Origin of the sequence: Candidatus Skiveiella danica (assembly GCF_022705245.1) — a bacterium.
Taxonomy (GTDB): domain Bacteria; phylum Pseudomonadota; class Gammaproteobacteria; order Burkholderiales; family Burkholderiaceae_C; genus Skiveiella; species Skiveiella danica.
Genome location: NZ_JAKJEW010000005.1, coordinates 74,464 through 101,069, shown reverse-complemented (window position 1 = coordinate 101,069; position 26,606 = coordinate 74,464). Strand labels below are relative to the sequence as shown.

Here is a 26,606-nt window from a genome sequence, read left to right as displayed (position 1 = left end):
TACTGGAGTTCGTTCCAGTCTCTGCGCACTGCCCGCTGTGCGCCCCCCACCTGACCCCTGCGCGCTGCGCCGCTCCCGTTCTTTTTTCTGGAACCTGCCGGGCTGGTTGCCATGCTTCAAACCACAGATCTCACGATCCGCTTCGGTGGACACGTCGCGGTGAATGCCGTCTCGTGCCGCTTCGAACCGGGCACGCTGACCGCCATCGTCGGCCCCAATGGTGCCGGCAAGACCACCTATTTCAACCTGATCTCAGGCCAGCTCAAGGCCTCGGCAGGCACGGTGAGTCTGAACGGGCGCGAGCTGTCCGGTCTGTCGGCGTCGGCCCGCACCCGGGCCGGCCTGGGACGCGCCTTCCAGCTGACCAACCTGTTTCCCAATCTCCCGGTGCTCGAGAACGTGCGGCTGGCCGTGCAGGCTGCCCACGACGGCCCGCACCGACGCGGACTGAACCTGTGGAGCATCTGGAGCGACCACGCCGCGCTGACGCAGCGCGCGCACGAGATCCTCGCGGCCGTCGCCATGTCCGACAAACAGGACACGCCTGTGTCGCGCCTGCCGCATGGCGACCAGCGCAAGCTCGAGGTGGCCTTGCTCATGGCGCTGGACCCGCTGGTCTACATGTTCGACGAACCGACGGCCGGCATGAGCCACGACGAGGCGCCTGTCATCCTCGACCTGATCCGCGCGCTGAAGAAAGACAAGACCAAGACCATCCTTCTGGTGGAGCACAAGATGGACGTGGTGCGTGAACTGGCCGACCGCATCATCGTGCTGCACAACGGCGCGCTGGTGGCCGACGGCGAGCCGGCCGAAGTGATCGCCTCGCCGGTGGTGCAGGAGGCGTATCTCGGTGTCGCCCCGCAGGCCGGCGCCACGCCAGTCCCGCATCAGGAGGCCGCATGAGCGACGCTCTTCTCACCCTCGAAGGCGTGCACACCCACATCGGGGCGTACCACATCCTGCATGGCGTGGACCTGGTTGTGCCGCGCGGCCAGCTCACCATGCTGCTGGGGCGCAACGGCGTCGGCAAGACCACGACGCTGCGCACCATCATGGGCCTGTGGCCCGCATCCAAGGGGCGCATCCGGTTCAACGGCCAGGACATCACCCGCTTGTCCACGCCGCAGATCGCCTGCCTGAACATCGCTTACGTGCCCGAGAACATGGGCATCTTCTCCGACCTGACCGTCCGCGAAAACATGCTGCTGGCCGCGCGCACAGCCAAGCGGGCCGAGCAGATGGATGACAAGCGCCTGCAGTGGATCTTCCAGCTGTTTCCGGCGGTGGAGAAGTTCTGGAACCACCCGGCGGGCAAGCTTTCGGGCGGGCAGAAGCAGATGCTGGCGGTGGCGCGCGCCATCGTGGAGCCGCGCGAACTGTTGATCGTGGACGAGCCGAGCAAGGGCCTGGCGCCGGCCATCATCAACAACATGATCGACGCGTTCGAGCAACTCAAGGCCAGCGGCGTGACGATCCTTCTGGTCGAGCAGAACATCAACTTTGCCAAGCGGCTGGGCGACACGGTGGCGGTGATGGAGAACGGCGTTGTCGTCCATGCCGGCGCCATGCAGGCCTTCGCGCAGGACGAATCGCTGCAAACCTCGCTGCTGGGACTGGCGCTATGACGATTTTCATGACAAATCCCTGCTCTCCCAGCGTCCTTCGGTCATCTGGCGCTATATTTTTTGAACGATTCCCGGGTCGGGGAGGTGCGGCATGAAGGCGCTCGACTTCGACTGGAAGCCCCTGGCCCTGGTGCCGCTGCTGGCCCTGGCTGCGTTGCCGCTGGTGGGCTCGGGTTCGACCTGGATCACGCTCACGGTGGCCGGCCTGGCCATGGGCATGATCATCTTCGTCATCGCCTCAGGCCTCACGCTGATCTTCGGCCTGATGGACGTGCTGAACTTCGGGCATGGCGTCTTCATCGCCCTGGGCGCCTTCGTGGCCACCTCCGTGCTCGGCGCCATGGGCGACTGGACCGGCTCGCAGGAACTCTGGCGCAACCTGCTCGCGCTGCTGCCGGCGATGCTGGTGGCCATGCTGGTGGCTGGCGCGGTCGGCCTGGCGTTCGAACGCTTCATCGTGCGCCCGGTCTATGGCCAGCACCTCAAGCAGATCCTGATCACGATGGGCGGCATGATCATCGGCGAGGAACTGATCAAGGTGATCTGGGGGCCGCAGCAGATTGCACTGCCGCTGCCTGAAGGCCTGCGGGGTTCGCTGCTGCTGGGCGACGCCGCGATCGAGAAGTACCGGCTGGTGTCGGTGTGCGTGGGCCTGCTGGTTTTCGCGCTGCTGGCCTGGACGCTGAACCGCACCAAGATCGGCCTGCTGATCCGCGCCGGCGTGCAGGACCGCGAGATGGTCGAGTCGATGGGCTACCGCATCCGGCGCCTGTTTGTGGGCGTGTTTGTGTTCGGCAGCGCGCTGGCGGGCCTGGGCGGCGTGATGTGGGGTCTGTACCAGCAAAGCGTCACGCCGCAGATGGGCGCGCAGGTGAACATCCTGATCTTCATCGTCATCATCATCGGCGGGCTGGGCTCCACCGGGGGCGCGCTGATCGGCTCGCTGCTGGTGGGCCTGATGGCCAACTACACCGGCTTCGTCGCGCCCAAGGTGGCGCTGTTCTCCAACATCCTGCTGATGGTGGTGGTGCTGTTGTGGCGCCCGCAGGGCGTTTATCCGGTGGCGAACCGCTGAAGACCATGTACCCCCACGCTCATCACTTCGTGTATTCGCTGCCCCCCGAGGGGGCTGGCCTCCCTTGGGGCGGCCCGGCGGGAGGCCGCTCACCATGCTGAACCGGATTCTTTCCAATGACCTGCCGCGCAGCCGCCTGCTGGCGGTGCTGCTCGCGGCCATCCTGCTGGGCCTGGCATTTGCGCCCTTCATCTTCCCGGGCGTCAAGGCGCTCAGCGTGGCGGCCAAGGTGCTGGTCTTCGTCGTGCTGGTGGCCAGCTTCGACCTTCTGCTGGGCTACACCGGCATCGTGAGCTTCGCGCACACCATGTTCTTCGGCATCGGCGCCTACGGTATCGCCATGGCCAGCACCCGCCTGGGGCCGACTTGGGAGGCGCTGGCCATCGGCCTGGGCGCGTCGCTGGTGCTGTCCTTCGGGCTGTCGCTGGCCGTGGGCCTGTTCTCGCTGCGGGTGCGCGCGATCTTCTTTGCCATGATCACCCTGGCGGTGGCCGCGGCCTTCCAGACCTTCGCCTCGCAGATGTCGGACTTCACGGGCGGCGAGGACGGACTGAGCTTCAAGGTGCCCGAACTGCTGATGCCGAGCCACGAGTTCCTGGAGCAGCCCTTTCTGGGCGTGTCGGTCGACGGGCGGCTGCTGACCTACTACGGCCTGTTCGTGTGCGCGGTGGTCCTGATGCTGGCCATGCTGCGCATCGTCAATTCACCTTTCGGCCGCGTGCTGCAGGCGATCCGCGAGAACGAGTTCCGCGCCGAGGCCATCGGCTACCGCGTGGTGGTGTACCGCACCACGTCGAGCGTGCTGTCGGCCCTGTTCGCCACGCTGGCCGGCGCCATGCTGGCCGTCTGGCTGCGCTACAACGGACCGGACACCTCGCTGTCTTTCGAAATCATGATGGACGTGCTGCTGATCGTCGTGATCGGCGGCATGGGCACGATCTACGGCGCGGCCATCGGCGCCGTGCTGTTCCTGATCGCCCAGAGCTACCTGCAGGACCTGCTGCGCCTGGGCAGCGAGGCTGCCTCCGGCGTCCCGATGCTGGCGGCCCTGCTCTCGCCTGACCGCTGGCTGCTGTGGCTCGGTCTGTTGTTCGTGTTGTCCGTCTACTACTTCCCGACCGGGGTGGTGGGCCGGCTGCGTGCATTGCGCGCGCCCACTGCCTGAATTTCAACCCACCCAAGAGGAGACATCGGCGATGACCACTGAATCAGGAACCACGCTTTCTCACAAGCGGCCCACAGGCCTCAGGACCCGGGCAGCGGCCTGGGCAGGCGCCATCGGTGCCGCCCTGCTGCTCTCGGCGTGCGGCGACGGCGGCAACGACCCGCTGCTGCGCAAGACCCATCTGGGAGACATTCGCGGGGCCGTGGACATCGCCTCTGCAACCTACTCCTGGAAAGGCATCCCCTATGCGAAAGCACCCGTGGGCGCGCTGCGCTGGCAGCCGCCGCAGGAACCCGAGGCATGGGCCACGCCCCGCACCACGACGGCTTTCGCCAATGCCTGCGCGCAGTACGGCCGCATCTACGGCCCCGGCAGCAACAACAAGCACGACGAAACCATCGCAACGACGCTGAACCAGGCCGTCGGCAGCGAAGACTGCCTGTACCTCAACGTCTGGCGTCCCGCCAGCAACGAGTCGAACCTGCCCGTCATCGTCTTCCTGCACGGCGGCAGCAACGTCTCGGGCTACACCGCCGACCCCATGTATGACGGCGCGGCCTTGGCCAGGACCGCCAACGCGATCGTGGTCACGCCCAACTTCCGGCTGGGCATTCTGGGGTTCATGAATCTGCCGCAGCTCAAGACGGGCGACGCGTCCACAGACTCCGGCAACTTCACGATGCTCGACAGCATCAAGGCGCTGCAGTTCGTGCGCACCAATTCCTCCTCCTTCGGCGGCAATCCGGACAACGTCACGGTGGTGGGCCAGTCCGCCGGCGCGATCAACGTCTGGGCGCTGCAGACGTCGCCGCTGATGACGGCCGCCAATCCGAAGCTGTTCCACCGCGTGATGCCCCTGTCGGGCGGCATTTCGCTGGCGACCAACCTGCCAGCCGGCAGCCTGCCCACCTTGAACCCGGCATCGGTGTACCTGGCCCAGGGCAACGCGCTGCTGCAAAACCTGGTGATCGGTGACGGCCTGGCGACCGATACCGCCTCGGCCAACACCTACATCGCCAGCCGGACCCACGCGCAGATCGCGGATTACGTGCGCAGCAAGTCGCCCTCGCAGCTGTTCACCACGCTGCTCACCCGCCTGGCCGCTCTGGGCCTTGCCGGATCGGGCCCGATTCCCGATGGCGCGGTCGTGGCGAGCGACCCGATCGGCGCGATCAATGCGGGCAACTATGTGAAGGTGCCGGTGCTCGCGGGCAACACGCGGGACGAAGGCAAGTTGTTCCCCTCGTTCCTGCCGCTCGTGGGCGGCACGGGCAATGCCCGCCTGGTGACGGACGCGCAACTGTTCACCAACCACTTCAGCTACAACCCGAACGCCGCCGCCCAGACCACGGTGGAGCAGTGGATCGCTCCGACCTACCTGCCGGTGAGCGCGCCGACCACGGGCTTCACGGCCCGCGCGGAGTCGCTCAACCGCATCTTCTTCCTGAACAGCCGGGACAACGTGCTGAACGCGTTGAAGACGAAGCAGGAGAACGTCTGGTACTACCGTTTCGATTGGGACAAGCAACCGGCCCCGTGGAACGACATCTACGGCGCGGTGCACGTGGTCGACTTGCCCTTCATCTTCGGCAACTTCGGACCGTCGCTGTTCAGCAACGTCTGGTTCAGCACGGCGAATCGCCCTGGCCGGGTTGAACTCTCGAACGCGATGATGCAGACGATTTCGAGCTTCGCGCGCAACGGCGACCCGAACCATGCAGCGCTGGGCGCTTCCTGGGCCCCATGGCCGCGCACGATGGTGTTCGACGCGAGCCTTGGCGCCAAGTCGATCCGCGCCGAGTAAGCCCTTTGCGCCGGGCCGGGCCCGACAAGGCCCGGCGCAAGTTGCCGAAGCAGCACCGCACGGCATGCCACAGATCAGAACAAGGAGGATTACTCCATGCCATACACCTCACACTACCTGACCTGCGCCGGACGCGAGATCCATTTCACCGAATGGGGCGCGGGCAGCGCCGGCACCGTGATCGCCTGGCATGGCCTGGCCCGCACCGGGCGCGACATGGACGAACTGGCCGAGCACCTGAGCCAGCGCGGCTGGCGCGTGATCTGCCCTGACACGCTGGGCCGCGGCCTTTCGCAGTGGAGCCCGGACCCGAAGCACGAATACTGCCTGGCGTTCTACGCCCGCCTGGCGCGTGAGCTGCTGGACCAGCTCGGCATCGCGTCCACCCATTGGGTCGGCACCTCGATGGGCGGCGCCATCGGCATGGTGTGCGCGTCGGGCTATTTCGAGCCTTCGCTCAAGGGACGCATCCGCAGCCTGGTGCTGAACGACAACGCGCCGCAACTGGCGCAGCCCGCCATCGAGCGCATCAAGGCCTACGCGGGCAGCCCGCCGGCATTTGCCACGGTGCTGGAGCTCGAAGCCTTCTTCCGCCAGGTGTACGCGCCCTATGGCTGGCTGAGCGATGCGCAATGGCGCCGCCTGACCGAGACCTCGACGCGCCGCCTGCCCGATGGCCGCGTCACGCCGCATTACGACCCGGCCATGGTGCGCCAGTTCACCGACCACCCGGACGATTACCGGATCTGGGACCACTACGACGCGCTGGAGATTCCGGTGCTGTGCCTGCGAGGTGCGGTGAGCGACCTCGTGCTGCCCGAGACCATCGCCGAGATGCAGCGCCGCGGCCCGGCCCTGCGCGGGCATCTGCAGGTGGTGGAGGTGCCCGGCTGCGGCCATGCGCCCGCGCTGAACGTGCCCGATCAGCTGGAGCAGGTGACGGCTTTCATCGAAGCGTCGGCCTGAACAGCCGTCTTTGCGAAAAAGGCGGGTGGCGGATCCGCACCGTGCCCGAAACCGGCGTGTGACCGTCCCGGCGTCACCTTTTTTGGACCAAATTGGCGATTTCCCAGCGTCAAATGGTCATGAATAGCTACTGTTTCAGGAGTGATTCGCAGCCTCAGCGCGACGCCCCCGCCGCCAGCGCCGCCGCGCGCGAGGCGGCCAGCGCGGCCTCATCCGGCTTGTCTCGGGTGGGCCATCCGGCGAGGTGGCGCTCGGCGATGGTGGCCAGCGCGGTGATCCAGGCGTCGCTGTCGTTCAGGCAAGCGATGTAGTCAAAGCTCTGGCCCCCCGCGTGCAGGAAGGCCTCGCGCGCCTCCTGGGCGATCTCCTCCAGCGTTTCCAGGCAGTCGCCGGTGAAGCCGGGGCAGATCACCTGCACCGACTTCACGCCGCCCTGTGCCAGCGCCACCAGCGTCGGCTCGGTGTAGGGCTGCAGCCATTTCGCCTTGCCGAAGCGCGACTGGAAGGTCACGCGGTAGCGGTCCTTGGCCAGCCCCAGGCGCTCGGCCAGCAGGCGGGCGGTTTTCAGGCACTCGCAGTGGTAGGGGTCCCCCAGGTGCAGCGTGCGCTCAGGCACGCCGTGAAAGCTCATCACCAGCTGCTCGGCCTGGCCGTTCTTCATCCAGTGGTCGCGCACCCGCCGCGCCAGCGCGTCGATGTAGGCGGGGTCGTCGTGGTAGCGGTTCACGAAGCGCAGCTCGGGAAGGTGGCGCACCTGCGCTGCCCAGGTGTAGACGGCATCGAACACACTGGCGGTGGTGGTGCCGCTGTATTGCGGGTACAGCGGCACGATCAGGATGCGGGTGGCGCCTTCGGCCTTGAGTTGGTCCAGCTCGCTGGCGATCGACGGGTTGCCGTAGCGCATCGCATAGCGCACCGTGAGCAGATGCCCACGCTCGCCCAGCCAGCCGCGTAGCAGGGTGGCCTGCTTGGACGTCCACACCTTCAGCGGCGAGCCCTCGGGCGTCCAGATCGAGGCGTATTTCCTGGCCGATTTGGCGGGGCGGGTGCGCAGGATGATGCCGTGCAGGATCAGCCGCCAGATGGGGCGGGGAATCTCCACCACCCGGTGGTCGCCCAGGAACTCGGCCAGGTAGCGGCGCAAGGCGGGCGCGGTGGGCTCGTCGGGCGTGCCCAGGTTGCACAGCAGCACGGCGGTGCGCTCGGCCTGGCCATGCTGGAAGGCGGGTTCTTTTTTAAACGGCATGCGGTATTCTCCCGCAAGCCCTTTCACCCGCGCGGCGCGCGCCCTTTTTGCCCAGCCTTGCCTACGCCCATGCTCGACGTTTCCCGCATCCGCGCCATCACCCTGGACCTGGATGACACCCTGTGGCCGATCGGGCCGACCATCCGGCGCGCCGAGGCGACGCTGCAGGCCTGGCTGGGGCAGCGCGCGCCGGCCACCGCGGCCCTGTGCGCCGCACCCGGCGCGATCCGCGAGGTGCGCCAGCAGATGAACAGCCAGCGCCCCGACCTGGCGCACGACATGAGCGCGCTGCGCCGCGAGTCCATCCGCGTGATGCTCATGCGCGCCGGCGACGACCCGGCGCTGGCCGAGCCCGCCTTCGATGCCTTCTTCGCCGAGCGCCAGCGTGTCGAGTTCTATGGCGATGCGCTGCCGGCACTGGCGTTTCTCAGCAGCCGCTACCCGCTGGTGGCGCTGTCGAACGGCAACGCGGATGTGCAGCGCGTGGGCATCGGCCATCATTTTTGCGCTGCCTTCAGCGCCACCACGCTCGGCGTGGGCAAGCCGGATCCGCGCATGTTCCAGGTCGGCGCACGGGCGGCGGGTGCCTCGCCTGAGGCGGTGCTGCACATCGGCGACGATGCGCACCTTGACGGCGTGGGCGCGCTGAACGCCGGCATGCAAATGGCCTGGGTCAATCGCGGTGGCCACGCCTGGGAGCACCCGGTGCATGCGCCGCACGTGACCGTGGCCGAACTGCGCAGCCTGTGCGAGCTGCTGTCCTGACGCCTTGACCCCGATCCCACCGCTTGCATCCCATGAGCCTGACGATCCATGGCATCACCGCCTCCCGCGCCATTCGCCCCCTGTGGGTGGCCGCCGAACTGGGGCTGACGTTCGAGCACGTGCCCACGCCTTACCAGGGCGGTGCCACCCGCACGCCGGCGTTCCTGGCGCTGAACCGCAACGGCCACATCCCGGTGGTGATCGACCATCGCCCGGAGGGTGAGGTGGTGGTGTGGGAAAGCATGGCCTGCGCGCTGTACCTCGCCCGCCACCACGGCGTGGCCGATGGCGCCAGCCTCACCCCGGCCACGGCGCGCGAAGATGCCGAGGCGCTGCGCTGGAGCCTGTGGACCGTCAACGAAGTGGAGAAAGACGCGCTCACCGTGTTGATGCATCGCCTGGCCATGCCGCCGGATCAGCGCAAGCCCGATCTGGCCGATGTGGCCGAGCGCCGTCTGCACGTGCCACTGCGGGTGCTGGAGCAGCACCTGGCGGCGCAGCAGGCGCGCGGCGAGGCCCACATCGCCGCCGAGCGCTTCACCGTGGCCGATCTCTGCGTGGCCAGCGTGCTCAATTGGGCGCGACCCGCGCGTGAACTGATGGCCGCTCATCCCCGGGTCAATGCCTGGCTCGGGGCCTGCATGGAGCGGCCGGCGTACCGGGCGCTGCGGGGTGAAACGCACGCGGACTGACGCCTGGCGCCTGCCAAAGCGCCTTTCGGTCGATTTTGAAGAAAATTTGGCCAATACCCATCGTCAAATGGTCATTTATTGCTATTGAATTGGGAGTGATTTCCAGCAGTCCTAACACGTCGACCTTGCCGAGCGCTTGTCTTCTGGCCGCGCGGCACCATCTCCAGCCGGTAACGACATCCCTGAAGAAGGCGCAACCCATGATGAATCGATCCCTGATGCAGCGTTTGGCCCGGTGGCTGGCCGTGGCGGTGTTGCTGGGTGCGGCCCTGGGCGCTGGCTTGGGCGCGATGGCGCAGGCCGAACCCACCCTGAAGCAGATCTATGACGCGGCGCAGGCTGGCCGCCTGGAGCAGGCGCAGACCATGATCCAGCAGGTGCTGGTGCTGCACCCGAAGAGCGCCAAGGCCCATTTCGTGCAGGCGGAGCTGGCGGCGCGCCAGGGCCAGATCGCCCGTGCCCGCGAGGCGCTGGCCGAGGCCGAGAAGCTGGCGCCCGGCCTGCCGTTCGCCAAGCCGGAGGCCGTGCAGAGCCTGCGTGCCGCTTTGGTGGCCCAACCGGCCACCGCAGTGAAGCCCGGCGCCATGGCCCAGGCGCCCCAGGCGGCGCCGTTCGCGGTGTCCACGGCGCCCGCGCCGGCCTCGTCCTCGCAGATAGGGCTGGGCATCGCGCTGGGCGGCGCGGCGATCGCCCTGGCGATCTATCTGGTGCGGCGCAAGCCGGCTCCGGTTCCCGCGCCACAGGCGGGATATGGCAGCCCCGCCGCGGCGGGCAGCGGCCTGAGCGGTCCGCAGACCTTTGGCACCGACGTCTCCGCCGCGCCAGGCTCTGGCCAGGCCCCGTATGGGCCGGCGCCGGGCAGCGGCTTGGGGGGAAAGGTCATGGGCGGGTTGGCCACCGGCCTGGCGGTGGGCGCCGGCGTGGTCGCCGCGCAGGCCATCGGCAAGAGCCTGATGGGCGACCACGGCGAGCGAGCGCCGCACCCCGCCGCCGGCAGTGGCCTGGACGAGGGCGCTTTCGCGCGCAACGCCGACCTGGGCGGGGAGAACTTCGGCATCCGCGACGCGGGCGGCTGGGACGACGGTGCCTCGCTGGCGAGCAGCGACGACGGCGGCGGCGACTGGGATACCTGAGCGCCAGCATCGCCGGCCCCTGCCCCTGACAATCGCCCCATGACCCAAACACTGCCTGACATCGCCTTGTCCATGCTCGACCTGGTCGCCGTGCGCGAAGGCGGCACGGTGGCCGACGCGCTGGCCATCGCCCTGCGCACCGCGCAGCATGCCGAATCGCTCGGCTTCAAGCGCTACTGGCTGGCCGAGCACCACAACATGGCCGGCATCGCCAGCTCCGCCACCGCGGTGCTGGTGGGGCACATCGCCGGGGGCACCCGCACGATGCGCGTGGGATCGGGTGGCGTGATGCTACCCAACCACGCGCCGCTGGTGGTGGCCGAAGCCTTCGGCACCCTGGCCGAGCTGTACCCGGGCCGCATCGACCTGGGTCTGGGCCGCGCCCCGGGCACGGACCGCGTCACCATGCGCGCGTTGCGGCGCGATCGTGTGGAAACCGAGGAAGACTTCCCGCGCGACGTGGCCGAGCTGCAGCAGCTGCTGGGCCCGGTGCGTGGCGGCCAGCCCATCGTGGCCATGCCCGGCGCGGGCACCCAGGTGCCGATCTGGCTGCTGGGCTCCAGCCTGTTCTCGGCGCGCCTGGCGGCCGAGCGCGGACTGCCTTATGCCTTTGCCTCGCACTTCGCGCCGCGGCTGCTGTTGCAGGCTCTGGAGCTGTACCGGGGCCTGTTCCGGCCGTCGGCCACGCTGGCCAAGCCCTATGTGGTGATCGGCGTGCCGCTGATCGCCGCGCCCACCGACGACGAGGCCGAGTTTCTGGCCAGCAGCACCTACCAGCGCGTGCTGGGCATCCTCACCGGCGACCGGCAGCGCCTGCAGCCGCCGGTGGCGGACTTCATGGCGGGGCTGATCCCGCAGGAGCGCGCGGCGATTGCCGATTTCCTGGCGGCGGCCGTGATCGGGGGGCCGGACACCGTGCGCGCGGGTCTCGCGCGCCTGGCAGAAATCACGCAGGCCGACGAATTCATGTTGGTCTGCGACGTGTTCGACCCGGCACTGCGCCTGCGCTCGCTTGACATCGCCGCGCAAGTGATGCGCTGAGGCAGCGCCGGTTGTCGGCGACGCGCGGCCGGATCGCTCGCGCGGCGTCAGCGCGGGTCGTAAGCCGAGTGCACCCGCATGCGCAGGCTGAGGTCGGTGCGCGAATCGGCATTGGCCAGCGCGGTGTCCTGGTCGATGCGACCGGCGTTGAACAGCTCCAGCAGCACCTGGTCGAAGGTGTGCATGCCGACGCCGCCGCTCTTCTCGATGGCGTGGCGGATCTCGTCGACCGCGCCCTTGAGGATCAGGTCGGCCACATAGGCCGAATGCAGCAGCAGCTCGGTGGCCAGTACACGTTTGCCCTCGTGCCCGGACAGCAGGCGCTGCGAAATGATGGCCTGCAGGTTCAGCGACAGGTCCATGCGCAGTTGCGGGTGCAGGTTTTCCGGGAAGAAGTTGATGATGCGCTTGAGTGCCTGGCTGGCATTGGCCGCGTGCAGCGTGGACACGCACAGGTGGCCGGTCTCGGCATAGGCGATGGCGTGCTCCATGGTTTCGCGGTCGCGGATCTCGCCGATCATGATGATGTCCGGCGCCTGGCGCATGGCGTTGCGCAGGGCGTCGGCGAAGCTGTGCGTGTCGATGCCGACTTCGCGCTGGTCCACGGTGCAGCGGTCGTGGTTGAACAGGTACTCGATCGGGTCTTCGATGGTCAGGATGTGGCCCTGGCTGTTGCGCGCCCGGTGGTCGATCATCGAGGCCAGCGTGGTGCTCTTGCCCGAGCCCGCAGCGCCGACGACCAGCAGCAAACCTCGGCGCAGCAGGGCCAGGTCCTGCACGACCGGCGGCAGTCCAAGAGATTCGAAGTCCGGGATGATCGCGTGGATGAGGCGGGCCACCATCGCGGTCTCGCCGCGCTGGCGGTAGACGCTGACGCGGAAGCGGCCGATGTCCGGCGCGGTGTAGGAGAGGTTGGCCTCCAGCTGCCGCTCGAAGTCGGCGATCTGCTGGGCGCTCATGATCGAGTAGGCCAGCGCTTGTGCCTGTCCTGATTGCAGGGGCGGGACGGACAGCGGCCAGGACTCCCCCTGGACCTTGATGTGCGGCGGGGCGCCAACGGTCAGAAACAGATCCGATGCATCGGTCTCGACCATCTTGCGCAGCAAAGCATGAAGCGTGTTCTTGTCCATACCAAGACTCCTTTTTCAAGGCCGGCAAGCTGCGCCATGCAACCCACCCTGTCGGCATGCTAATCCGACCGGACCCAACCGGCCACCCCTGCGGGGCCGTTTGTTGATTCAGGGCAAATTTCCGGCGTCCCGGCCGCTGCGCACGGCGCCTTCGAGCGTGGCCGGGTAGGGGCCGGCGATGTAGTCGCCACAGGCCAGCAGCCCCGGTGCGACCGCCATGGGCGGGCGCTGCACGCCTGGCGTACAGGCGAAGGTGGCGCGTTTTTCGGTGATGGTGCGAAGGGGCTCCAAGTCCAGCCCCAGCTGCTCGCGCGCTTGCGCGACGACCAGCTTCTGCAGGGCCTCGCGCTCGCCGGTGCTGGCGCTGATGACGAAGGCCAGCAGACCACGCGGCCCCCCAAGTTGGCCCCGGTCGAAGACGAACTGCGCCGGGTGCTGCGCGGTGGCCGGCAGTGCCAGCATCGGGCGCGTCAGGCCGCTGGCGGCCAGGGCATACACGGTGGTGATCGCTTCATGGTGCAAGGCCTGTGTCGCCGCCGCCCAGCTCCGCAGGCTGGATGCTATGGGTTCGGGAGCATGAAGTGACCATTCCGTGCTGGCATGGGCCGCATCGGATGCCGAAGTGGCGAGTATGACCCGGTCAAAAGGCTCGCCGTCGGCCAACCAGCGGCCCGCCGGGCCTTGCGCGTCGCGCGTGAGGCTTCGCACGCGATGGCCCAGGTGAACGGTGTGGCCCTGCTGCCGCAGCCAGCCGGCAGCGGCCTGCGGGAACAACGCACTCAAGTCCTTGGTTGGCAGCAGCAGGTTGGAGCTGCCGGGCGCGCCGAAGAGCGCGTCGCGCAGCACGCGAAGGAAGACGGCGCCGCTGGCCGCCGCCGCTGGCGTGTTGAGCGCCGAGACGCACAGCGGCTCAATGAACGTGTCCAGCAGCCGGCGCGTGAGCGGCGCGCACAGGTCGGCCACGGTGGCCTGCGGCGCGCAGGTGAAGCCGCTGAGCTGCCAGCCGGTGGCGGCGCGCAAGAGGGAAAGGCGGTCGCGCCAGCCCCAGCCGCGGGCGCGCAGGATGCCGGCGAGCGCATCCCAGGGTGTGCGTCCCCAAGAAAGCGCGAGGCCTGTGCCGTCGGGGAAGACAAGGGCCAGCGGCAGGCGCAGCAGCGCCTGATCGGGGTCCACGCCCACCTTGCGCATCAGGCGCAGGGAGTCGGTGTAGGCGCCGATCAGGATGTGCTGGCCGTTGTCCACGAAGATGTCGCGGCCGTCGGGCAGGGTCAAGGGCAGCGCGCGGGCGCGCCCGCCCAAGGTGCGTGCGGCCTCGAACACGGTGACCTGATGGTCGGCATCGGCGGCCGTCACTGCCGCCGCCATGCCCGCCCAGCCGCCGCCGATGACGGCGAGCTTCATCGGGCCACCCTCACAGCTTCCCCAGCGCCTGCACCTTCCACGCCAGCCAGAGCTTGCGCAGCGGGGTCAGGGCGATGCGCTGGTGCAGCACCTTGAACTGGTCGTGCTCGATCTCGCGCAGCAGCGTGCGGTAGATGCTGGCCATCATCAGGCCGGGCTTCTGGGCGCGGCGGTCGGCGGCCGGCAGCAGTGCCAGCGCCTCGTCGTACAGGCCGTGGGCGCGCCGGGCCTGGAACGCCATCAGGGCGGTGAAGCGTTCCGAATAGCTGCGTTTGAGGATTTCATGGGCCTTCACATCGAACTGCTGCAGCTCGCTGATCGGCAGGTAGATGCGCCCGCGCAGCGCGTCCTCGCCGACGTCGCGAATGATGTTGGTGAGCTGGAAGGCCAGGCCGAGCTTGTGCGCGTAGGCCGTGGTGGCAGGGTCGGTCTGACCGAAGATCAGCGCCGAGACCTCGCCCACCACGCCGGCCACGAGGTGGCAGTAGCGCTGCAGGGCCGGGTAATCGAGGTAACGGGTCTGCTCCAGGTCCAACTGGCAGCCCTCGATCACCGCCAGCAGGTGGCGGGGCTCGATCCCATAGACAGGGCAGTGCGGCATCAAGGCCTGCAGTGCCGGATGGGAGGCCTGGCCCGCAAAGGCCTTGTGGACCTCGCTCTGCCACCACGCCAGCTTGGTGCGGGCCACGCCAGGGTCGCTCACCTCGTCCACGACATCGTCCACTTCGCGGCAGTACGCGTAGAAGGCCGTGATCGCAGCGCGCCGGGGCTTGGGCAGGAACAGGAAGGCGTAATAGAAGCTGCTGCCCGAGGCGGCGGCTTTCTGCTGGACGTAGGCTTCAGGGGTCATGACAGGTGCGGTGGCGTTCACCGGCTCAGGCCTATGGGCCCGCCCGCCGGTGCGTCGATTGTCACATCCACAGCGCCCGCCAGAGCATGATGGGCAGATCCCAGGCGCGCAGGCGCGGTCGTGTGCGCAGCGTGGCGTGGCGCAGGGCGACGATCTTGTCCAGGATGCGCAGCCCACCTTGCACCACCAGGCGCAGCTCCCAGCCGGCCCGGCCGGGTACTTTTTTCACGAGTGGAGCGCCTTTTTGCATCAATACCAGCGCCCACTGGACGTTTTCTGCTATCAGTTCAGTAGCTCTCAGCGTCTGTTCGAGGCTGCCCGGATCCACGCCGAGCGCCGCGCAGCGGTCCTGGGGCAGGTAGAAACGCCCGCGCGGGATGTCCACGCTGAGGTCCTGCCAGAAGTTGATCAGTTGCAGGGCCGAACAGATCGCGTCGCTCTGCGCCAGCGCCTCGGCCTCGCGCACGCCGTACAGGTGCAGCAGCAGGCGCCCGACCGGGTTGGCAGACCGGGTGCAGTAGTCGAGCAGATCGGCGCGGTCGGCGTAGCCGGCGCCGTCGCGGGTCTTGATGACGTCCTGCTCGAAGGCGCTGAGCAGGTCGTCCAGCAAGGGCACCGGCAATCCGAAGGTCGCGATGACCCTGCCCAAGGGCGCGAACACCGGCGGCCAGCGTGGCGAAGGCGACTCGCCCCGGGCGGCTGCGTGCAGATCGGCGCGATAGGCCGCCAGGTCGGCCAGGCGTGCGTCGGGAGTTGCGTCGCCCTCGTCGGCGATGTCGTCGGCGGTGCGCGCGAAGGCGTAGATCGCCGCGATCGCCGGACGAAGCCGGGGCGGACACAGCCAGGACGCCACCGGAAAATTCTCGTAGTGGCTCACCGGCGGGGCCAGCGTAGGCGTACCGGCAGGCGCGACGGGTGGGGGCAGGGAAGACGGCACGGCGGGGATTGTCGCTTGACAGAGATCAGGATTTACCCTAGATTACTAACCAGTCAGTCAGTAACTGGATTCAGCCGGCCATGCAATTGCTTTCCTTGTCGTCTTCACAGCGGGTTGCAGCCCGTTCGATCCTTGCCATTCTCGGTGCCGCGATGCTGGTGTCGGCCTGTTCGCGCCCGGCGCCGCCCGAGGAACCGGTGCGCTCGGTCAAAGTGATCACCGTGGGCCTGGGTGCCTTCGAGTCGGGCCAGGAATACGCGGGCGAGGTCCGGGCGCGCGTGGAATCGCGGCTGGGTTTTCGCGTGGCGGGCAAGATCACGAAGCGAACGGTCGAGGTGGGCCAGCGTGTGATGGCGGGCCAGTTGCTGGCCCAGCTGGATCCCAGGGACTATCAGCTGGCCGCGGACGCGGGCCGCGCCCAAGTGGTGTCGGCCACCACGCAGCGCGACCTGGCCGCCGCGGACCTGACCCGTTACCGGGCGCTGAAGGACCAGAACTTCATCAGTGGCGCCGAACTGGAGCGCCGCGAGGCGACGCTCAAGGCTGCACAGGCCACCCTGGAACAGGCCCAGGCCCAGCAGGCGGGGCAGGGCAACCAGACGGGTTACACCCAGTTGCTGGCGGATGTGTCGGGCGTGGTCACGGCCGTGGAGGCGGAGGCCGGTCAGGTGGTGGCGGCCGGTACCCCCGTGGTGCGCATCGCCCAGGACGGCCCGCGTGACGTGGTGTTTGCCGTGCCGGAAGACAAGCTGGCCCGGGTGCCGGTCGGCTCGGCGGTCACCGTGCGCTCCTGGAACGGCGGCCCCACGTTGCGCGGCACGGTGCGCGAGCTGGCAGCCAGCGCCGATCCGGTGACGCGCACCTTCCCGGTCAAGGTGACGCTGTCCGAGAAGGACGCGGGCGAGGCGCTGCCGCTGGGCGCCACGGCGTACGTGGTCCCGCAGGCCGCTGCGCAGCTGGCCGGTGGAGTGATCAAGCTGCCGACCAGCGCGCTGCGCCAGGAAGGCAAGGGCTCGGCCGTCTGGGTGCTCGATACCGCCACCATGACGGTGCGTTCGCAGCCGGTGGAGATCGCCACCGCCGATGGCAACGAAGCGGTGATCGCATCGGGGCTGCAGCCCGGGCAGAAAGTGGTGTCGGCGGGCGTCCATGTGCTCTCGCCAGGGCAAAAAGTCACGATTTACAAGCCAAACGGGCCAGATCCCATCGCCGAACGGTCGTCGAACGCTATGAAATCGGGAGCTTCTGCGCCGGCGGCACCCGTTGCCCCGACGTCGGCATCGGCGCCGGCAGCCTCGTCCAGCGCCCCGGCCACCCGGTGAGGCGCTCATGAGGCACGCACACCCCGAAAAATCCTTCAACGTCTCGCGCTGGGCGCTGGAGCACGATGCGCTCACGCGCTTCCTGATGATCGTCCTGATGCTGCTGGGCGTGGCCGCCTACTTCCAGTTGGGCCAGGACGAGGACCCGCCGTTCACCTTCCGCGCCATGGTCGTGCGCACCTACTGGCCCGGCGCCACGGCGCAGCAGGTGGCCGAGCAGGTCACGGACAAGCTGGAGCGCACGCTGCAGGAGGCACCTTTTGCGGACAAGATCCGCAGCTATTCCAAGCCCGGCGAGTCGCAGATCATTTTCCAGATCAAGGACTCCAGCAAGGCGGCCGACGTGCCGAATGTCTGGTATTCGGTGCGCAAGAAGATTGGCGACATGAAGGGCACGCTGCCCCAGGGCGTGATCGGGCCGTTCTTCAACGACGAGTTTGGCGATGTGTACGGCGTGATCTACGCACTCGAGTCGGACGGTTTCAGCTACGCCGAGCTCAAGACCTTTGCCGACGACGTGCGCCAGCAGCTGTTGCGCGTGCCCGACGTGGCCAAGGTCGAGCTGTTTGGCGTGCAGGACGAAAAGCTATTCATCGAGGTTTCCCAGAAGCGGCTGGCGCTGCTCGGACTGGACATGAACGCGGTGCTGGCGCAACTGGGCCAGCAGAATGCCGTCGAATCGGCCGGCGCGGTGCAGACCCCGCTGGACGTGGTGCAGGTGCGCGTGGCGGGCCAGTTCAATGCGATCGAGGATCTGAAGGCGATGCCGATCCGCGGCGCCTCGGGCAACCAGTTGCGCCTGTCCGATATCGCAGACATCCGCCGCGGCTATATCGATCCGCCGGCGATCAAGGTGCGCCACCAGGGCAAGGAAGTGATTGCGCTGGGGGTGTCGATGGCCAAGGGCGGCGACATCATTGCGCTGGGCAAGTCCCTGCAGGCGGTCACCGATCACTTTGACAAGGCGCTGCCGCTGGGCATGAAGCTGGTGCAGGTGCAGGACCAGCCGAAGGCGGTCGCGAATTCGGTCAACGAGTTCATCAAGGTGCTGATCGAGGCCGTGGCGATCGTGCTTGCCGTCAGCTTCCTGAGCCTGGGTCTGCACAAACGACCCGGGCAGCATCCGTTGTGGCGCCGCTGGACACTCGACATACGGCCCGGCCTGGTGGTGGGCATCACCATTCCGCTGGTTCTGGCCATGACCTTCCTGGCCATGCATTACTGGGGCATCGGCCTGCACAAGATTTCGCTCGGCTCGCTGATCATCGCGCTGGGCCTGCTGGTGGACGACGCGATCATTGCGGTCGAGATGATGGTGCGCAAGATGGAAGAGGGTTACGACAAGGTGCGCGCGGCCACCTTCGCCTACGAGCTCACCGCCATGCCCATGCTGACCGGTACGCTGATCACGGCAGCGGGCTTCCTGCCGATTGGCATCGCCCGCTCGATGACCGGGGAATACACCTTTGCGATCTTTGCCGTGACCGTGATTGCGCTGGTGCTGAGCTGGATCGTGTCGGTGTACTTTGTGCCTTATCTCGGCACGCTGCTGCTGAAGACGCCACCCCATGTGGTGGCCGCGACCGAGGCCGGGCAGGCGCACGACGAACCGCATGAGATGTTCGACAGCCCCTTCTACAACGCGTTCCGCCGTCTGGTGAATGCGTGCGTGCGCCACCGCTGGATCACCATCGGCGCCACCGTGGCGCTGTTCGTCCTGGGCATTGCGGGCATGGGCAGGGTGCAGCAACAGTTCTTCCCGGATTCGAGCCGCCCGGAAATTCTGGTGGATCTCTGGTACCCGGAGGGCACGGCGTTCTCGGCCAACGAAGAAGTGGCCAAGCGGGTCGAAGCGCGCCTGATGGCGCAGCCGGGCGTCGCCTCGGTCAGCCAGTGGGTGGGTTCCGGCGTGCCGCGCTTCTATCTTCCGCTGGACCAGATCTTTCCCCAGTCCAACGTCTCGCAGCTGATTGTGCTGGCTCAGGACCTGAAGGCGCGGGAATCCCTGCGCGTGAAGCTGCCGGCCCTGCTGGCACAGGAGTTCCCGGAGGTGCGCGGGCGCGTCAAGCTGCTGCCCAACGGCCCGCCGGTGCCGTATCCGGTCCAGTTCCGCGTGGTCGGCCATGACCCGCTGGTGCTGCGCGAGCGCGCCGACGAGGTCAAGGCCATCATGCGCCAGAGCCCGAACACGCGAGGCGTGAACGACAACTGGAACGAATCGATCAAGGTGCTGCGCCTGGACGTGGACCAGGCCAAGGCCCGCGCGCTGGGCGTGACCAGCCAGTCCATCGCTCAGGCGTCGCGGACCATCCTGGCCGGCGCCACGGTGGGACAGTACCGCGAGGGCGACAAGCTGATCGACATCGTGCTGCGCCAGCCGCTGGACGAGCGCAATGCCATCACCGACATCGGTAACGCCTACCTGCCCACCGCATCCGGCAAGTCGATTCCCCTGACCCAGATCGCCAAGCCGGTATTCACCTGGGAGCCCGGCGTGATGTGGCGAGAAGGCCGTGACTACGCCATCACGGTGCAGAGCGATATCGTCGAAGGACTGCAGGGCGCCACCGTCACGACCGAACTGCTGCCGAAGCTCAAGGCGTTGGAAGCGAAATGGGCCGTGGCGGGGCAGGGCGGCTACCGGATCGAGGTGGCAGGCGCGGTCGAGGAGAGCAGCAAGGGTTCGGCGTCCATCGCGGCCGGGATTCCGATCATGCTGTTCATCACCTTCACCCTGCTGATGTTGCAGTTGCACAGTTTCAGCCGTGCCATGCTGGTGTTCCTGACGGGGCCACTGGGCATTGCGGGCGTGGCGGTGGCGCTGCTGGCGCTGAACCGCCCCTTCGGTTTTGTCGCCCTGCTGGGGGTGATCGCCCTGATGGGCATGATCCAGCGCAACTCGGTGATCCTGATCGACCAGATCGAGCAGGACCGCGCCCGCGGCGTGCCGGCCTGGGATGCGATCGTGGAGTCCGCGGTGCGCCGGCTGCGCCCGATCGTGCTGACGGCCGCGGCCGCCGTGCTGGCAATGATTCCCCTGTCGCGCTCGGTCTTCTGGGGGCCGATGGCGGTGGCCATCATGGGTGGATTGATCGTCGCCACAGCACTGACCCTGCTCGCCCTGCCGGCCATGTACGCGGCCTGGTTCCGGGTCAAGCGCGAGCCGGTGGTCGTGCGCTGAGGGTGTGTGGGGGCGTTCTGGCCGCTACCGAGGGCGTTCGCGGTTAAAATAAAAGGTTGACCGATTTCATGCGGGTGGTCGAAGGTCGTTGCGGTTGGCCGCTCGTCCTGCAGGCCGCCCGTGACTGTTTTCAAGCCCGCGCGGGTGGCGAAATTGGTAGACGCACCAGGTTTAGGTCCTGACGCCAGCAATGGTGTGGGGGTTCGAGTCCCCCCCCGCGCACCACTAACGAGAGAAAGACCATGGCTGTGAATGTAGAAACCCTTGACAAGCTGGAACGCAAGATGACGCTGACGCTGCCCGTGAGCGTGATCCAGTCCGAAGTCGACTCCCGCCTGAAGAAGCTGGCCCGTACCGTGAAGATGGACGGATTCCGCCCCGGCAAGGTGCCGATGAACGTGGTTGCCCAGCGCTACGGCTATTCGGTTCACTATGAAGTGATGAACGACAAGGTGGGCGAAGCGTTTGCCACGGCGGCCAATGAAGCCAACCTGCGTGTCGCCGGCCAGCCGCGCATCACCGAAAAGGAAGACGGCGCCGATGGCCAGCTCTCTTTCGACGCCGTGTTCGAGGTCTATCCCGATGTGCAGATCGGCGATCTGTCCACCGCCGAGGTCGAAAAGCTGACCGCCGAGGTCAGCGATGCCGCGATCGACAAGACGGTCGACATCCTGCGCAAGCAGCGCCGCACCTTCGCCCAGCGTGCCCATGACCAGGCTGCGCAGGAAAGCGACCGCGTGACCGTCGATTTCGAAGGCAAGATTGACGGCGAGCCCTTCTCCGGCGGCAAGGCCGAGGACTTCCAGTTCATCGTCGGCGAAGGTCAGATGCTCAAGGAGTTCGAAGAGGCTGTGCGTGGCATGAAGGCCGGCGAAAGCAAGACCTTCCCGCTGGCGTTCCCCGAGGATTACCACGGCAAGGATGTTGCCGGCAAGACGGCCGACTTCCTGGTCACGATCAAGAAGATCGAGGCGGCCCACCTGCCCGAAGTCAACGAGGCGTTGGCCAAGTCACTTGGCATCGAGGACGGATCGGTCGAATCCCTGCGCGCCGACATCAAGAAGAACCTCGAGCGTGAAGTCAAGTTCCGTTTGCTGGCACGCAACAAGACGGCCGTGATGGATGCGCTCGTGGCCAAGGCCGAACTGGACCTGCCCAGGGCCGCGGTTCAGGCCGAAGTGGAGCGCCTGCTCGAAGGCGCCCGTGCCGAGCTCAAGCAGCGTGGCATCAAGGACGCCGACAAGGCGCCGATTCCCGACGACGTGTTCCGCCCCCAAGCCGAGCGCCGCGTGCGTCTGGGCCTGGTCGTTGCCGAACTGGTGCGTTCCAATGAACTCCATGCCAAGCCTGAGCAGCTGCGCGCCCATGTCGAGGAGCTGGCCGCCAGTTACGAGAAGCCGGCCGACGTGATGCGCTGGTACTTCAGCGACAACCGCCGCATGGCCGAGGTCGAGGCCGTGGTCATCGAGAACAACGTCGCCGAGTTTGTCCTGGGCAAGGCCAAGGTGACCGAGAAAGCGGTCTCGTTCGACGAACTGATGGGTCAGCCGGGCTGAATGCCAGGCGTTTCCTGACCGGATCCGGCCGGGGCCTGCGGCGGACTTGCAGTCTGCCTGACAGGCCCCACCTTGTCTGGGGGCGTCGCCTTTTCGGTACAGTCAATGCATCTGCAGGAGTAAACATGAGCGCAATGGACATCCACGGCCTTGGCATGGTGCCGATGGTCATCGAGCAATCCGGTCGCGGTGAGCGGTCTTACGACATCTATTCGCGCCTGCTCAAGGAGCGCGTGATCTTCCTGGTGGGGCCGGTGAACGACCAGACCGCCAACCTGGTGGTGGCGCAGTTGCTGTTCCTCGAAAGCGAGAACCCGGAGAAGGACATTTCCTTCTACATCAACTCGCCCGGCGGCTCGGTCAGCGCTGGCATGGCCATTTACGACACGATGAATTTCATCAAGCCGGACGTGTCCACGCTGTGCACCGGATTTGCAGCAAGCATGGGCGCGTTCCTGCTCTCCGCCGGTGCGAAGGGCAAGCGCTTTTCTTTGCCCAATTCCAAGATCATGATTCACCAGCCGTCCGGCGGTGCGCAGGGCCAGGCGACGGAGATCGAGATATCGGCCCGGGAAATCCTCAAGACCCGCCAGCAGCTCAACAAGATCCTGGCTGAGAACACCGGGCAGCCGCTGGAGAAAGTCGAACGCGACACCGAGCGCGACTACTACCTCGACGCCAACGAGGCCAAGGACTACGGCCTGATCGACCAGGTGATTGCCAAGCGCCCGTGAACCTTCCGCCAGACGGCGGACAACGACGCTGAAGCGGCGTTTTCTGGCTCAGAAAGCGCCGTTTTTATTTGGTTATCATTCAGAACCCCAGTAACGAGGCACTGCCCACATGGCCGAGAAAAAAGGCTCTTCGACCGAAAAAACCCTGTACTGCTCCTTCTGCGGCAAGAGCCAGCATGAAGTGAAGAAGCTGATCGCAGGGCCTTCGGTTTTCATCTGCGATGAGTGCATCGACCTGTGCAATGAGATCATCCGCGATGAACTGCCGGCGGTGGCCGATGGTCGCGAGGCACGCGGCGAACTGCCCACGCCGAGCGAGATCAAGGCCAACCTCGACAACTACGTCATCGGTCAGGAAAAAGCCAAGCGAACACTGGCGGTGGCGGTCTACAACCATTACAAGCGCCTTCGCCACAAGGAAAAATCCAAGAAAGACGATGTTGAGCTGGCCAAGAGCAACATCCTGCTGATCGGCCCGACGGGTTCGGGCAAGACGCTGCTCGCCCAGACTCTGGCGCGCATGCTCGATGTGCCCTTCGTGATGGCCGATGCCACCACGCTGACCGAGGCCGGTTATGTGGGCGAGGATGTCGAGAACATCGTCGCCAAACTGCTGCAGAGCTGCAATTACGAGGTGGAGCGTGCCCAGCGCGGCATCGTCTATATCGACGAGATCGACAAGATTTCGCGCAAGTCTGACAACCCGTCGATCACGCGCGATGTCTCGGGTGAAGGCGTGCAGCAAGCCTTGCTGAAACTGATTGAAGGCACGATGGCCAGCGTGCCGCCGCAAGGGGGACGCAAGCATCCGAACCAGGATTTCCTGCAGGTCGATACCACCAACATCCTCTTCATCTGCGGCGGTGCGTTTGCCGGTCTGGAGAAGGTCATCGAGAACCGCACCGAGGCCTCGGGCATCGGCTTCGGCGCCACGGTGCGCAGCAAGAAGCAACGCTCGCTCACCGATGTGTTCAACGAAATCGAGCCGGAAGACCTGATCAAATTCGGCCTGATCCCGGAACTGGTGGGTCGGATGCCGGTGATTGCAGCTCTCGCTGAACTGACGGAGGACGCGCTGGTTCAGATCCTGACCGAGCCCAAGAATGCCCTGATCAAGCAGTTTGGAAAATTGCTGTCGATGGAAGGCGTCGATCTCGAGATCCGGCCATCGGCACTCAAGGCCATCGCCCGCAAGGCGCTGGCGCGCAAGACGGGCGCCCGGGGCCTGCGCTCCATCCTGGAGCAGGCGTTGATCGACACCATGTTCGAACTGCCCAACGCGGCGAATGTGGAAAAGGTGGTGGTCGACGAGTCCACCATCGAGGAAAACAAGCCGCCGCTACTGGTGTACCGGGAAGCGGCGAAGAAGGCCTGACGCGGTCGCGAGGTGCACCACCGAGCTGGTTTTCAACCTTTCTGCCCGCGTGGAGCGGGCTGCAGGTTGAAAATGCAGCCAGGACGACCATATTGAACAGGTAACACGAGGGACTCCCATGTCTGGAAACATACCGCTACCTGCCACCCCGATTGACCTGCCACTGTTGCCGTTGCGCGACGTGGTGGTCTTCCCGCACATGGTGATCCCCCTTTTTGTCGGGCGACCCAAGAGCATCAAGGCGCTGGAAGCCGCGATGGAAGCCGAGCGCCGGATCATGCTCGTGGCGCAAAAAACTGCAGCCAAGGACGAGCCTGCCGTTTCGGACATGTTCGAGGTCGGCTGCGTCTCCACCATCTTGCAGATGCTGAAGCTGCCCGACGGTACGGTCAAGGTGCTGGTGGAAGGCCAGCAGCGCGCCAGCGTGAACCGCATCGATGATGGGGAATCCCACTTCACAGCGACCGTGACGCCGCTGGTGGCCGCCGAAGGCAGTGAAATGCACAGCGAGGTCGAGGCCCTGCGCCGCGCGGTCATGCAGCAGTTCGACCAGTACGTCAAACTCAACAAGAAGATTCCACCCGAAATCCTGACGTCCATCTCCAGCATCGACGATCCGGGCCGCCTGGCCGACACGATTGCTGCGCATCTGCCGCTGAAGCTCGACAACAAACAACTGGTTCTGGATCTGGCCGACGTCAAGGCACGGCTGGAAAACCTGTACGAGCAGCTCGAACGCGAAGTCGACATCCTCAATGTGGACAAGAAGATCCGCGGCCGTGTGAAACGGCAAATGGAAAAGAACCAGCGCGACTTTTACCTCAACGAACAGGTGAAGGCGATCCAGAAGGAACTCGGCGAGGGTGAAGAGGGCGCCGACATCGAGGAAATCGAAAAGAAGATCAAGGCCGCCAAGATGCCCGCCGAGGCGCGAAAGAAGGCGGAAGGCGAGCTGAAAAAGCTCAAGCTGATGTCGCCGATGTCGGCCGAAGCCACCGTGGTGCGCAACTACATCGAAGTGCTGACCGGTCTGCCCTGGAGCAAGAAGACCAAGATCAAACATGACCTGGCCCATGCCGAAAGTGTTCTGAACGAAGACCACTACGGGCTGGACAAAGTCAAAGACCGGATCCTCGAGTACCTTGCGGTGCAGCAGCGCGTCGACAAGCTCAAGGCGCCGATCCTTTGTCTGGTGGGACCGCCTGGCGTCGGCAAGACGTCTCTGGGTCAGTCGGTCGCCAAGGCCACGGGCCGAAAGTACGTGCGCATGGCGCTGGGCGGCATGCGCGACGAGGCCGAGATTCGGGGCCATCGCCGCACCTACATCGGCGCCATGCCGGGCAAGGTGCTGCAGAGCCTGAACAAGGTCGGCACCCGCAACCCGCTGTTCCTGCTCGACGAGATCGACAAGCTGGGCATGGATTTCCGCGGCGATCCGTCCAGCGCCTTGCTGGAGGTTCTGGACCCGGAGCAAAACCACACCTTTGCCGACCACTATGTCGAGGTGGACTTCGACCTGTCGGATGTCATGTTCGTGGCGACATCCAATTCGATGAACATTCCCTCAGCGCTGCTCGACCGCATGGAAGTCATCCGCCTGTCCGGCTACACGGAAGACGAGAAGACCAACATCGCGATGAAGTACCTGCTGCCCAAGCAGTTGACGAACAACGGAGTCAGGGAAGGCGAACTGCAGATTGCTGAAGAAGCGGTGCGCGACATCGTGCGTTACTACACGCGCGAAGCTGGCGTGCGTTCGCTGGAACGCGAGCTCTCGAAGATCTGCCGCAAGGTGGTCAAAGGCCTGCAGTTGAAGAAGATGGTGGCTCCGGTGGTGGTGTCGGCGGACAACCTTAACGACTATTTGGGTGTGCGCAAGTTCTCCTACGGACGTGCCGAGAACCAGAACCAGGTCGGTCAGGTGGTCGGTCTGGCCTGGACCGAGGTGGGGGGCGACCTGCTGACGATCGAAGCGGCCAGCATGCCTGGAAAAGGCGTCATCACACGCACCGGGATGCTGGGCGACGTGATGAAGGAATCGGTGGAGGCCGCGCGCACGGTGGTTCGCAGCCGGGCCAGACGCCTGGGCATCAACGATGATGTCTTCGAAAAGCGTGACATCCACATTCATGTCCCGGACGGCGCCACGCCCAAAGACGGCCCTAGTGCTGGCGCGGCCATGACGACGGCGTTTGTGTCCGCGCTGACCGGCATTCCGGTGCGGGGTGATGTCGCCATGACCGGTGAGATCACTTTGCGTGGCGAAGTGACCGCGATCGGGGGGCTGAAGGAGAAGCTGCTGGCCGCGCTGCGCGGAGGCATCAAGCTCGTGTTGATCCCTGAAGAGAACGTCAAGGATCTTCAGGAGATTCCGGAAAACGTGAAGAACGGCCTGGAGATCATCCCGGTCAAATGGATCGACCAGGCGCTCGATATCGCGCTGGAAAGCAAGCCCACACCGCTGCCGGAAACGGTGGCTGCAGCGGTTGCGCCCGAGTCCGGCGCGGTGGCCGGCGTTGCCGGTACCGAGTCTGTCAAGCATTGAGCGAACATTCGATGCGTCTTGCGCGAGTGCTGAAAAATAGGTTATAATTTTTGGATTGCA

At 66.2% G+C, this 26,606-nt stretch carries 21 protein-coding genes and 1 tRNA gene; 17 read left to right on the top strand and 5 right to left on the bottom strand.

The features are described 5' to 3' along the window. The first annotated feature begins 111 nt into the window (after positions 1-111). The 6 genes from ACMUOY_RS04495 (at position 112) to ACMUOY_RS04470 (ending at position 6,638) form a co-directional block, all read left to right on the top strand. Positions 112-906 (top strand): ABC transporter ATP-binding protein, encoded by a 795-nt coding sequence (locus ACMUOY_RS04495; RefSeq protein ID WP_413891498.1) that lies wholly within the window; start codon positions 112-114, stop codon positions 904-906. Then, on the top strand, positions 903-1,628 hold the full coding sequence (locus tag ACMUOY_RS04490) for an ABC transporter ATP-binding protein (protein WP_413891497.1): 726 nt from the start codon (positions 903-905) through the stop codon (positions 1,626-1,628). Before ACMUOY_RS04495 ends, ACMUOY_RS04490 begins: the two co-directional genes overlap by 4 nt. A 91-nt stretch (positions 1,629-1,719) precedes the next feature. Then, positions 1,720-2,703: a branched-chain amino acid ABC transporter permease gene (locus tag ACMUOY_RS04485; protein WP_413891496.1), complete on the top strand. Its 984-nt coding sequence runs from the start codon at positions 1,720-1,722 to the stop codon at positions 2,701-2,703. 94 nt (positions 2,704-2,797) lie between these two features. Next, complete coding sequence (locus ACMUOY_RS04480; protein WP_413891495.1) at positions 2,798-3,868, top strand: branched-chain amino acid ABC transporter permease; 1,071 nt, start codon at positions 2,798-2,800, stop codon at positions 3,866-3,868. 31 nt (positions 3,869-3,899) lie between these two features. Beyond that, positions 3,900-5,672, top strand: coding sequence for a carboxylesterase/lipase family protein (locus ACMUOY_RS04475; protein WP_413891494.1), 1,773 nt, complete (start codon positions 3,900-3,902; stop codon positions 5,670-5,672). Between the two features lie 96 nt (positions 5,673-5,768). Beyond that, positions 5,769-6,638 (top strand): alpha/beta fold hydrolase, encoded by an 870-nt coding sequence (locus ACMUOY_RS04470; RefSeq protein WP_413891493.1) that lies wholly within the window; start codon positions 5,769-5,771, stop codon positions 6,636-6,638. A gap of 154 nt (positions 6,639-6,792) precedes the next feature. On the opposite strand, the gene hemH is transcribed toward ACMUOY_RS04470, so the two are convergent. Further along, positions 6,793-7,884, bottom strand: a complete 1,092-nt coding sequence (hemH, locus tag ACMUOY_RS04465; protein ID WP_413891492.1) for a ferrochelatase — start codon at positions 7,882-7,884, stop codon at positions 6,793-6,795. A gap of 69 nt (positions 7,885-7,953) precedes the next feature. On the opposite strand from hemH, the gene ACMUOY_RS04460 reads away from it, so the two are divergent. From ACMUOY_RS04460 to ACMUOY_RS04445, 4 genes are all read left to right on the top strand, one after another. After that, positions 7,954-8,649: an HAD family hydrolase gene (locus ACMUOY_RS04460; RefSeq protein WP_413891491.1), complete on the top strand. Its 696-nt coding sequence runs from the start codon at positions 7,954-7,956 to the stop codon at positions 8,647-8,649. A gap of 32 nt (positions 8,650-8,681) precedes the next feature. Continuing rightward, entirely contained in the window at positions 8,682-9,341 is a 660-nt protein-coding gene (locus tag ACMUOY_RS04455; protein ID WP_413891490.1) for a glutathione S-transferase family protein, read from the top strand. Positions 9,342-9,541: 200 nt separating this feature from the next. Further along, complete coding sequence (locus ACMUOY_RS04450) at positions 9,542-10,474, top strand: tetratricopeptide repeat protein (protein ID WP_413891489.1); 933 nt, start codon at positions 9,542-9,544, stop codon at positions 10,472-10,474. 39 nt (positions 10,475-10,513) lie between these two features. Continuing rightward, positions 10,514-11,515: an LLM class flavin-dependent oxidoreductase gene (locus ACMUOY_RS04445; RefSeq protein ID WP_413891488.1), complete on the top strand. Its 1,002-nt coding sequence runs from the start codon at positions 10,514-10,516 to the stop codon at positions 11,513-11,515. Positions 11,516-11,562: 47 nt separating this feature from the next. Here ACMUOY_RS04445 and ACMUOY_RS04440 read toward each other — a convergent pair whose 3' ends face one another. The 4 genes from ACMUOY_RS04440 to hpnC form a co-directional block, all read right to left on the bottom strand. Further along, entirely contained in the window at positions 11,563-12,645 is a 1,083-nt protein-coding gene (locus ACMUOY_RS04440; protein WP_413891487.1) for a PilT/PilU family type 4a pilus ATPase, read from the bottom strand. A 108-nt stretch (positions 12,646-12,753) separates the two neighbouring features. Continuing rightward, positions 12,754-14,046 (bottom strand): hydroxysqualene dehydroxylase HpnE, encoded by a 1,293-nt coding sequence (hpnE, locus tag ACMUOY_RS04435; RefSeq protein WP_413891486.1) that lies wholly within the window; start codon positions 14,044-14,046, stop codon positions 12,754-12,756. A gap of 10 nt (positions 14,047-14,056) precedes the next feature. Then, a complete protein-coding gene (gene hpnD, locus ACMUOY_RS04430) occupies positions 14,057-14,896 on the bottom strand; it encodes a presqualene diphosphate synthase HpnD (protein WP_413891485.1) in 840 nt (279 codons plus the stop codon). Between the two features lie 61 nt (positions 14,897-14,957). Further along, a complete protein-coding gene (hpnC, locus tag ACMUOY_RS04425) occupies positions 14,958-15,833 on the bottom strand; it encodes a squalene synthase HpnC (protein ID WP_413891484.1) in 876 nt (291 codons plus the stop codon). An 80-nt stretch (positions 15,834-15,913) separates the two neighbouring features. Here hpnC and ACMUOY_RS04420 point away from each other — a divergent pair, with 80 nt between their 5' ends. The 7 genes from ACMUOY_RS04420 (at position 15,914) to lon (ending at position 26,546) form a co-directional block, all read left to right on the top strand. Continuing rightward, positions 15,914-17,155, top strand: coding sequence for an efflux RND transporter periplasmic adaptor subunit (locus tag ACMUOY_RS04420; RefSeq protein WP_413891483.1), 1,242 nt, complete (start codon positions 15,914-15,916; stop codon positions 17,153-17,155). 7 nt (positions 17,156-17,162) lie between these two features. After that, entirely contained in the window at positions 17,163-20,336 is a 3,174-nt protein-coding gene (locus tag ACMUOY_RS04415; protein ID WP_413891482.1) for an efflux RND transporter permease subunit, read from the top strand. A gap of 138 nt (positions 20,337-20,474) precedes the next feature. Beyond that, positions 20,475-20,561: transfer RNA gene (locus tag ACMUOY_RS04410), tRNA-Leu, on the top strand. Between the two features lie 17 nt (positions 20,562-20,578). Then, entirely contained in the window at positions 20,579-21,892 is a 1,314-nt protein-coding gene (tig, locus tag ACMUOY_RS04405; protein WP_413891481.1) for a trigger factor, read from the top strand. A 125-nt stretch (positions 21,893-22,017) separates the two neighbouring features. Continuing rightward, positions 22,018-22,626: an ATP-dependent Clp endopeptidase proteolytic subunit ClpP gene (gene clpP / locus ACMUOY_RS04400; RefSeq protein WP_413891480.1), complete on the top strand. Its 609-nt coding sequence runs from the start codon at positions 22,018-22,020 to the stop codon at positions 22,624-22,626. Positions 22,627-22,735: 109 nt separating this feature from the next. Beyond that, entirely contained in the window at positions 22,736-24,001 is a 1,266-nt protein-coding gene (gene clpX / locus ACMUOY_RS04395) for an ATP-dependent Clp protease ATP-binding subunit ClpX (protein ID WP_413891479.1), read from the top strand. A gap of 118 nt (positions 24,002-24,119) precedes the next feature. Continuing rightward, a complete protein-coding gene (lon, locus tag ACMUOY_RS04390; protein WP_413891478.1) occupies positions 24,120-26,546 on the top strand; it encodes an endopeptidase La in 2,427 nt (808 codons plus the stop codon). The last annotated feature ends 60 nt before the right edge of the window (positions 26,547-26,606 follow it).

Excerpts from the sequence above, each read along its gene's own strand:
- hemH (WP_413891492.1), bottom strand. The coding sequence starts at position 7,884 with ATGCCGTTTAAAAAAGAACCCGCCTTCCAGCATGGCCAGGCCGAGCGC.
- ACMUOY_RS04440 (WP_413891487.1), bottom strand. The coding sequence starts at position 12,645 with ATGGACAAGAACACGCTTCATGCTTTGCTGCGCAAGATGGTCGAGACC.
- ACMUOY_RS04460 (WP_413891491.1), top strand. The coding sequence starts at position 7,954 with ATGCTCGACGTTTCCCGCATCCGCGCCATCACCCTGGACCTGGATGAC.
- ACMUOY_RS04470 (WP_413891493.1), top strand. The coding sequence starts at position 5,769 with ATGCCATACACCTCACACTACCTGACCTGCGCCGGACGCGAGATCCAT.
- ACMUOY_RS04490 (WP_413891497.1), top strand. The coding sequence starts at position 903 with ATGAGCGACGCTCTTCTCACCCTCGAAGGCGTGCACACCCACATCGGG.
- ACMUOY_RS04420 (WP_413891483.1), top strand. The coding sequence starts at position 15,914 with ATGCAATTGCTTTCCTTGTCGTCTTCACAGCGGGTTGCAGCCCGTTCG.
- lon (WP_413891478.1), top strand. The coding sequence starts at position 24,120 with ATGTCTGGAAACATACCGCTACCTGCCACCCCGATTGACCTGCCACTG.
- ACMUOY_RS04455 (WP_413891490.1), top strand. The coding sequence starts at position 8,682 with ATGAGCCTGACGATCCATGGCATCACCGCCTCCCGCGCCATTCGCCCC.
- hpnD (WP_413891485.1), bottom strand. The coding sequence starts at position 14,896 with ATGACCCCTGAAGCCTACGTCCAGCAGAAAGCCGCCGCCTCGGGCAGC.
- ACMUOY_RS04495 (WP_413891498.1), top strand. The coding sequence starts at position 112 with ATGCTTCAAACCACAGATCTCACGATCCGCTTCGGTGGACACGTCGCG.
- ACMUOY_RS04415 (WP_413891482.1), top strand. The coding sequence starts at position 17,163 with ATGAGGCACGCACACCCCGAAAAATCCTTCAACGTCTCGCGCTGGGCG.
- clpP (WP_413891480.1), top strand. The coding sequence starts at position 22,018 with ATGAGCGCAATGGACATCCACGGCCTTGGCATGGTGCCGATGGTCATC.
- ACMUOY_RS04445 (WP_413891488.1), top strand. The coding sequence starts at position 10,514 with ATGACCCAAACACTGCCTGACATCGCCTTGTCCATGCTCGACCTGGTC.
- ACMUOY_RS04475 (WP_413891494.1), top strand. The coding sequence starts at position 3,900 with ATGACCACTGAATCAGGAACCACGCTTTCTCACAAGCGGCCCACAGGC.
- hpnE (WP_413891486.1), bottom strand. The coding sequence starts at position 14,046 with ATGAAGCTCGCCGTCATCGGCGGCGGCTGGGCGGGCATGGCGGCGGCA.
- ACMUOY_RS04480 (WP_413891495.1), top strand. The coding sequence starts at position 2,798 with ATGCTGAACCGGATTCTTTCCAATGACCTGCCGCGCAGCCGCCTGCTG.
- ACMUOY_RS04485 (WP_413891496.1), top strand. The coding sequence starts at position 1,720 with ATGAAGGCGCTCGACTTCGACTGGAAGCCCCTGGCCCTGGTGCCGCTG.
- tig (WP_413891481.1), top strand. The coding sequence starts at position 20,579 with ATGGCTGTGAATGTAGAAACCCTTGACAAGCTGGAACGCAAGATGACG.
- clpX (WP_413891479.1), top strand. The coding sequence starts at position 22,736 with ATGGCCGAGAAAAAAGGCTCTTCGACCGAAAAAACCCTGTACTGCTCC.
- ACMUOY_RS04450 (WP_413891489.1), top strand. The coding sequence starts at position 9,542 with ATGATGAATCGATCCCTGATGCAGCGTTTGGCCCGGTGGCTGGCCGTG.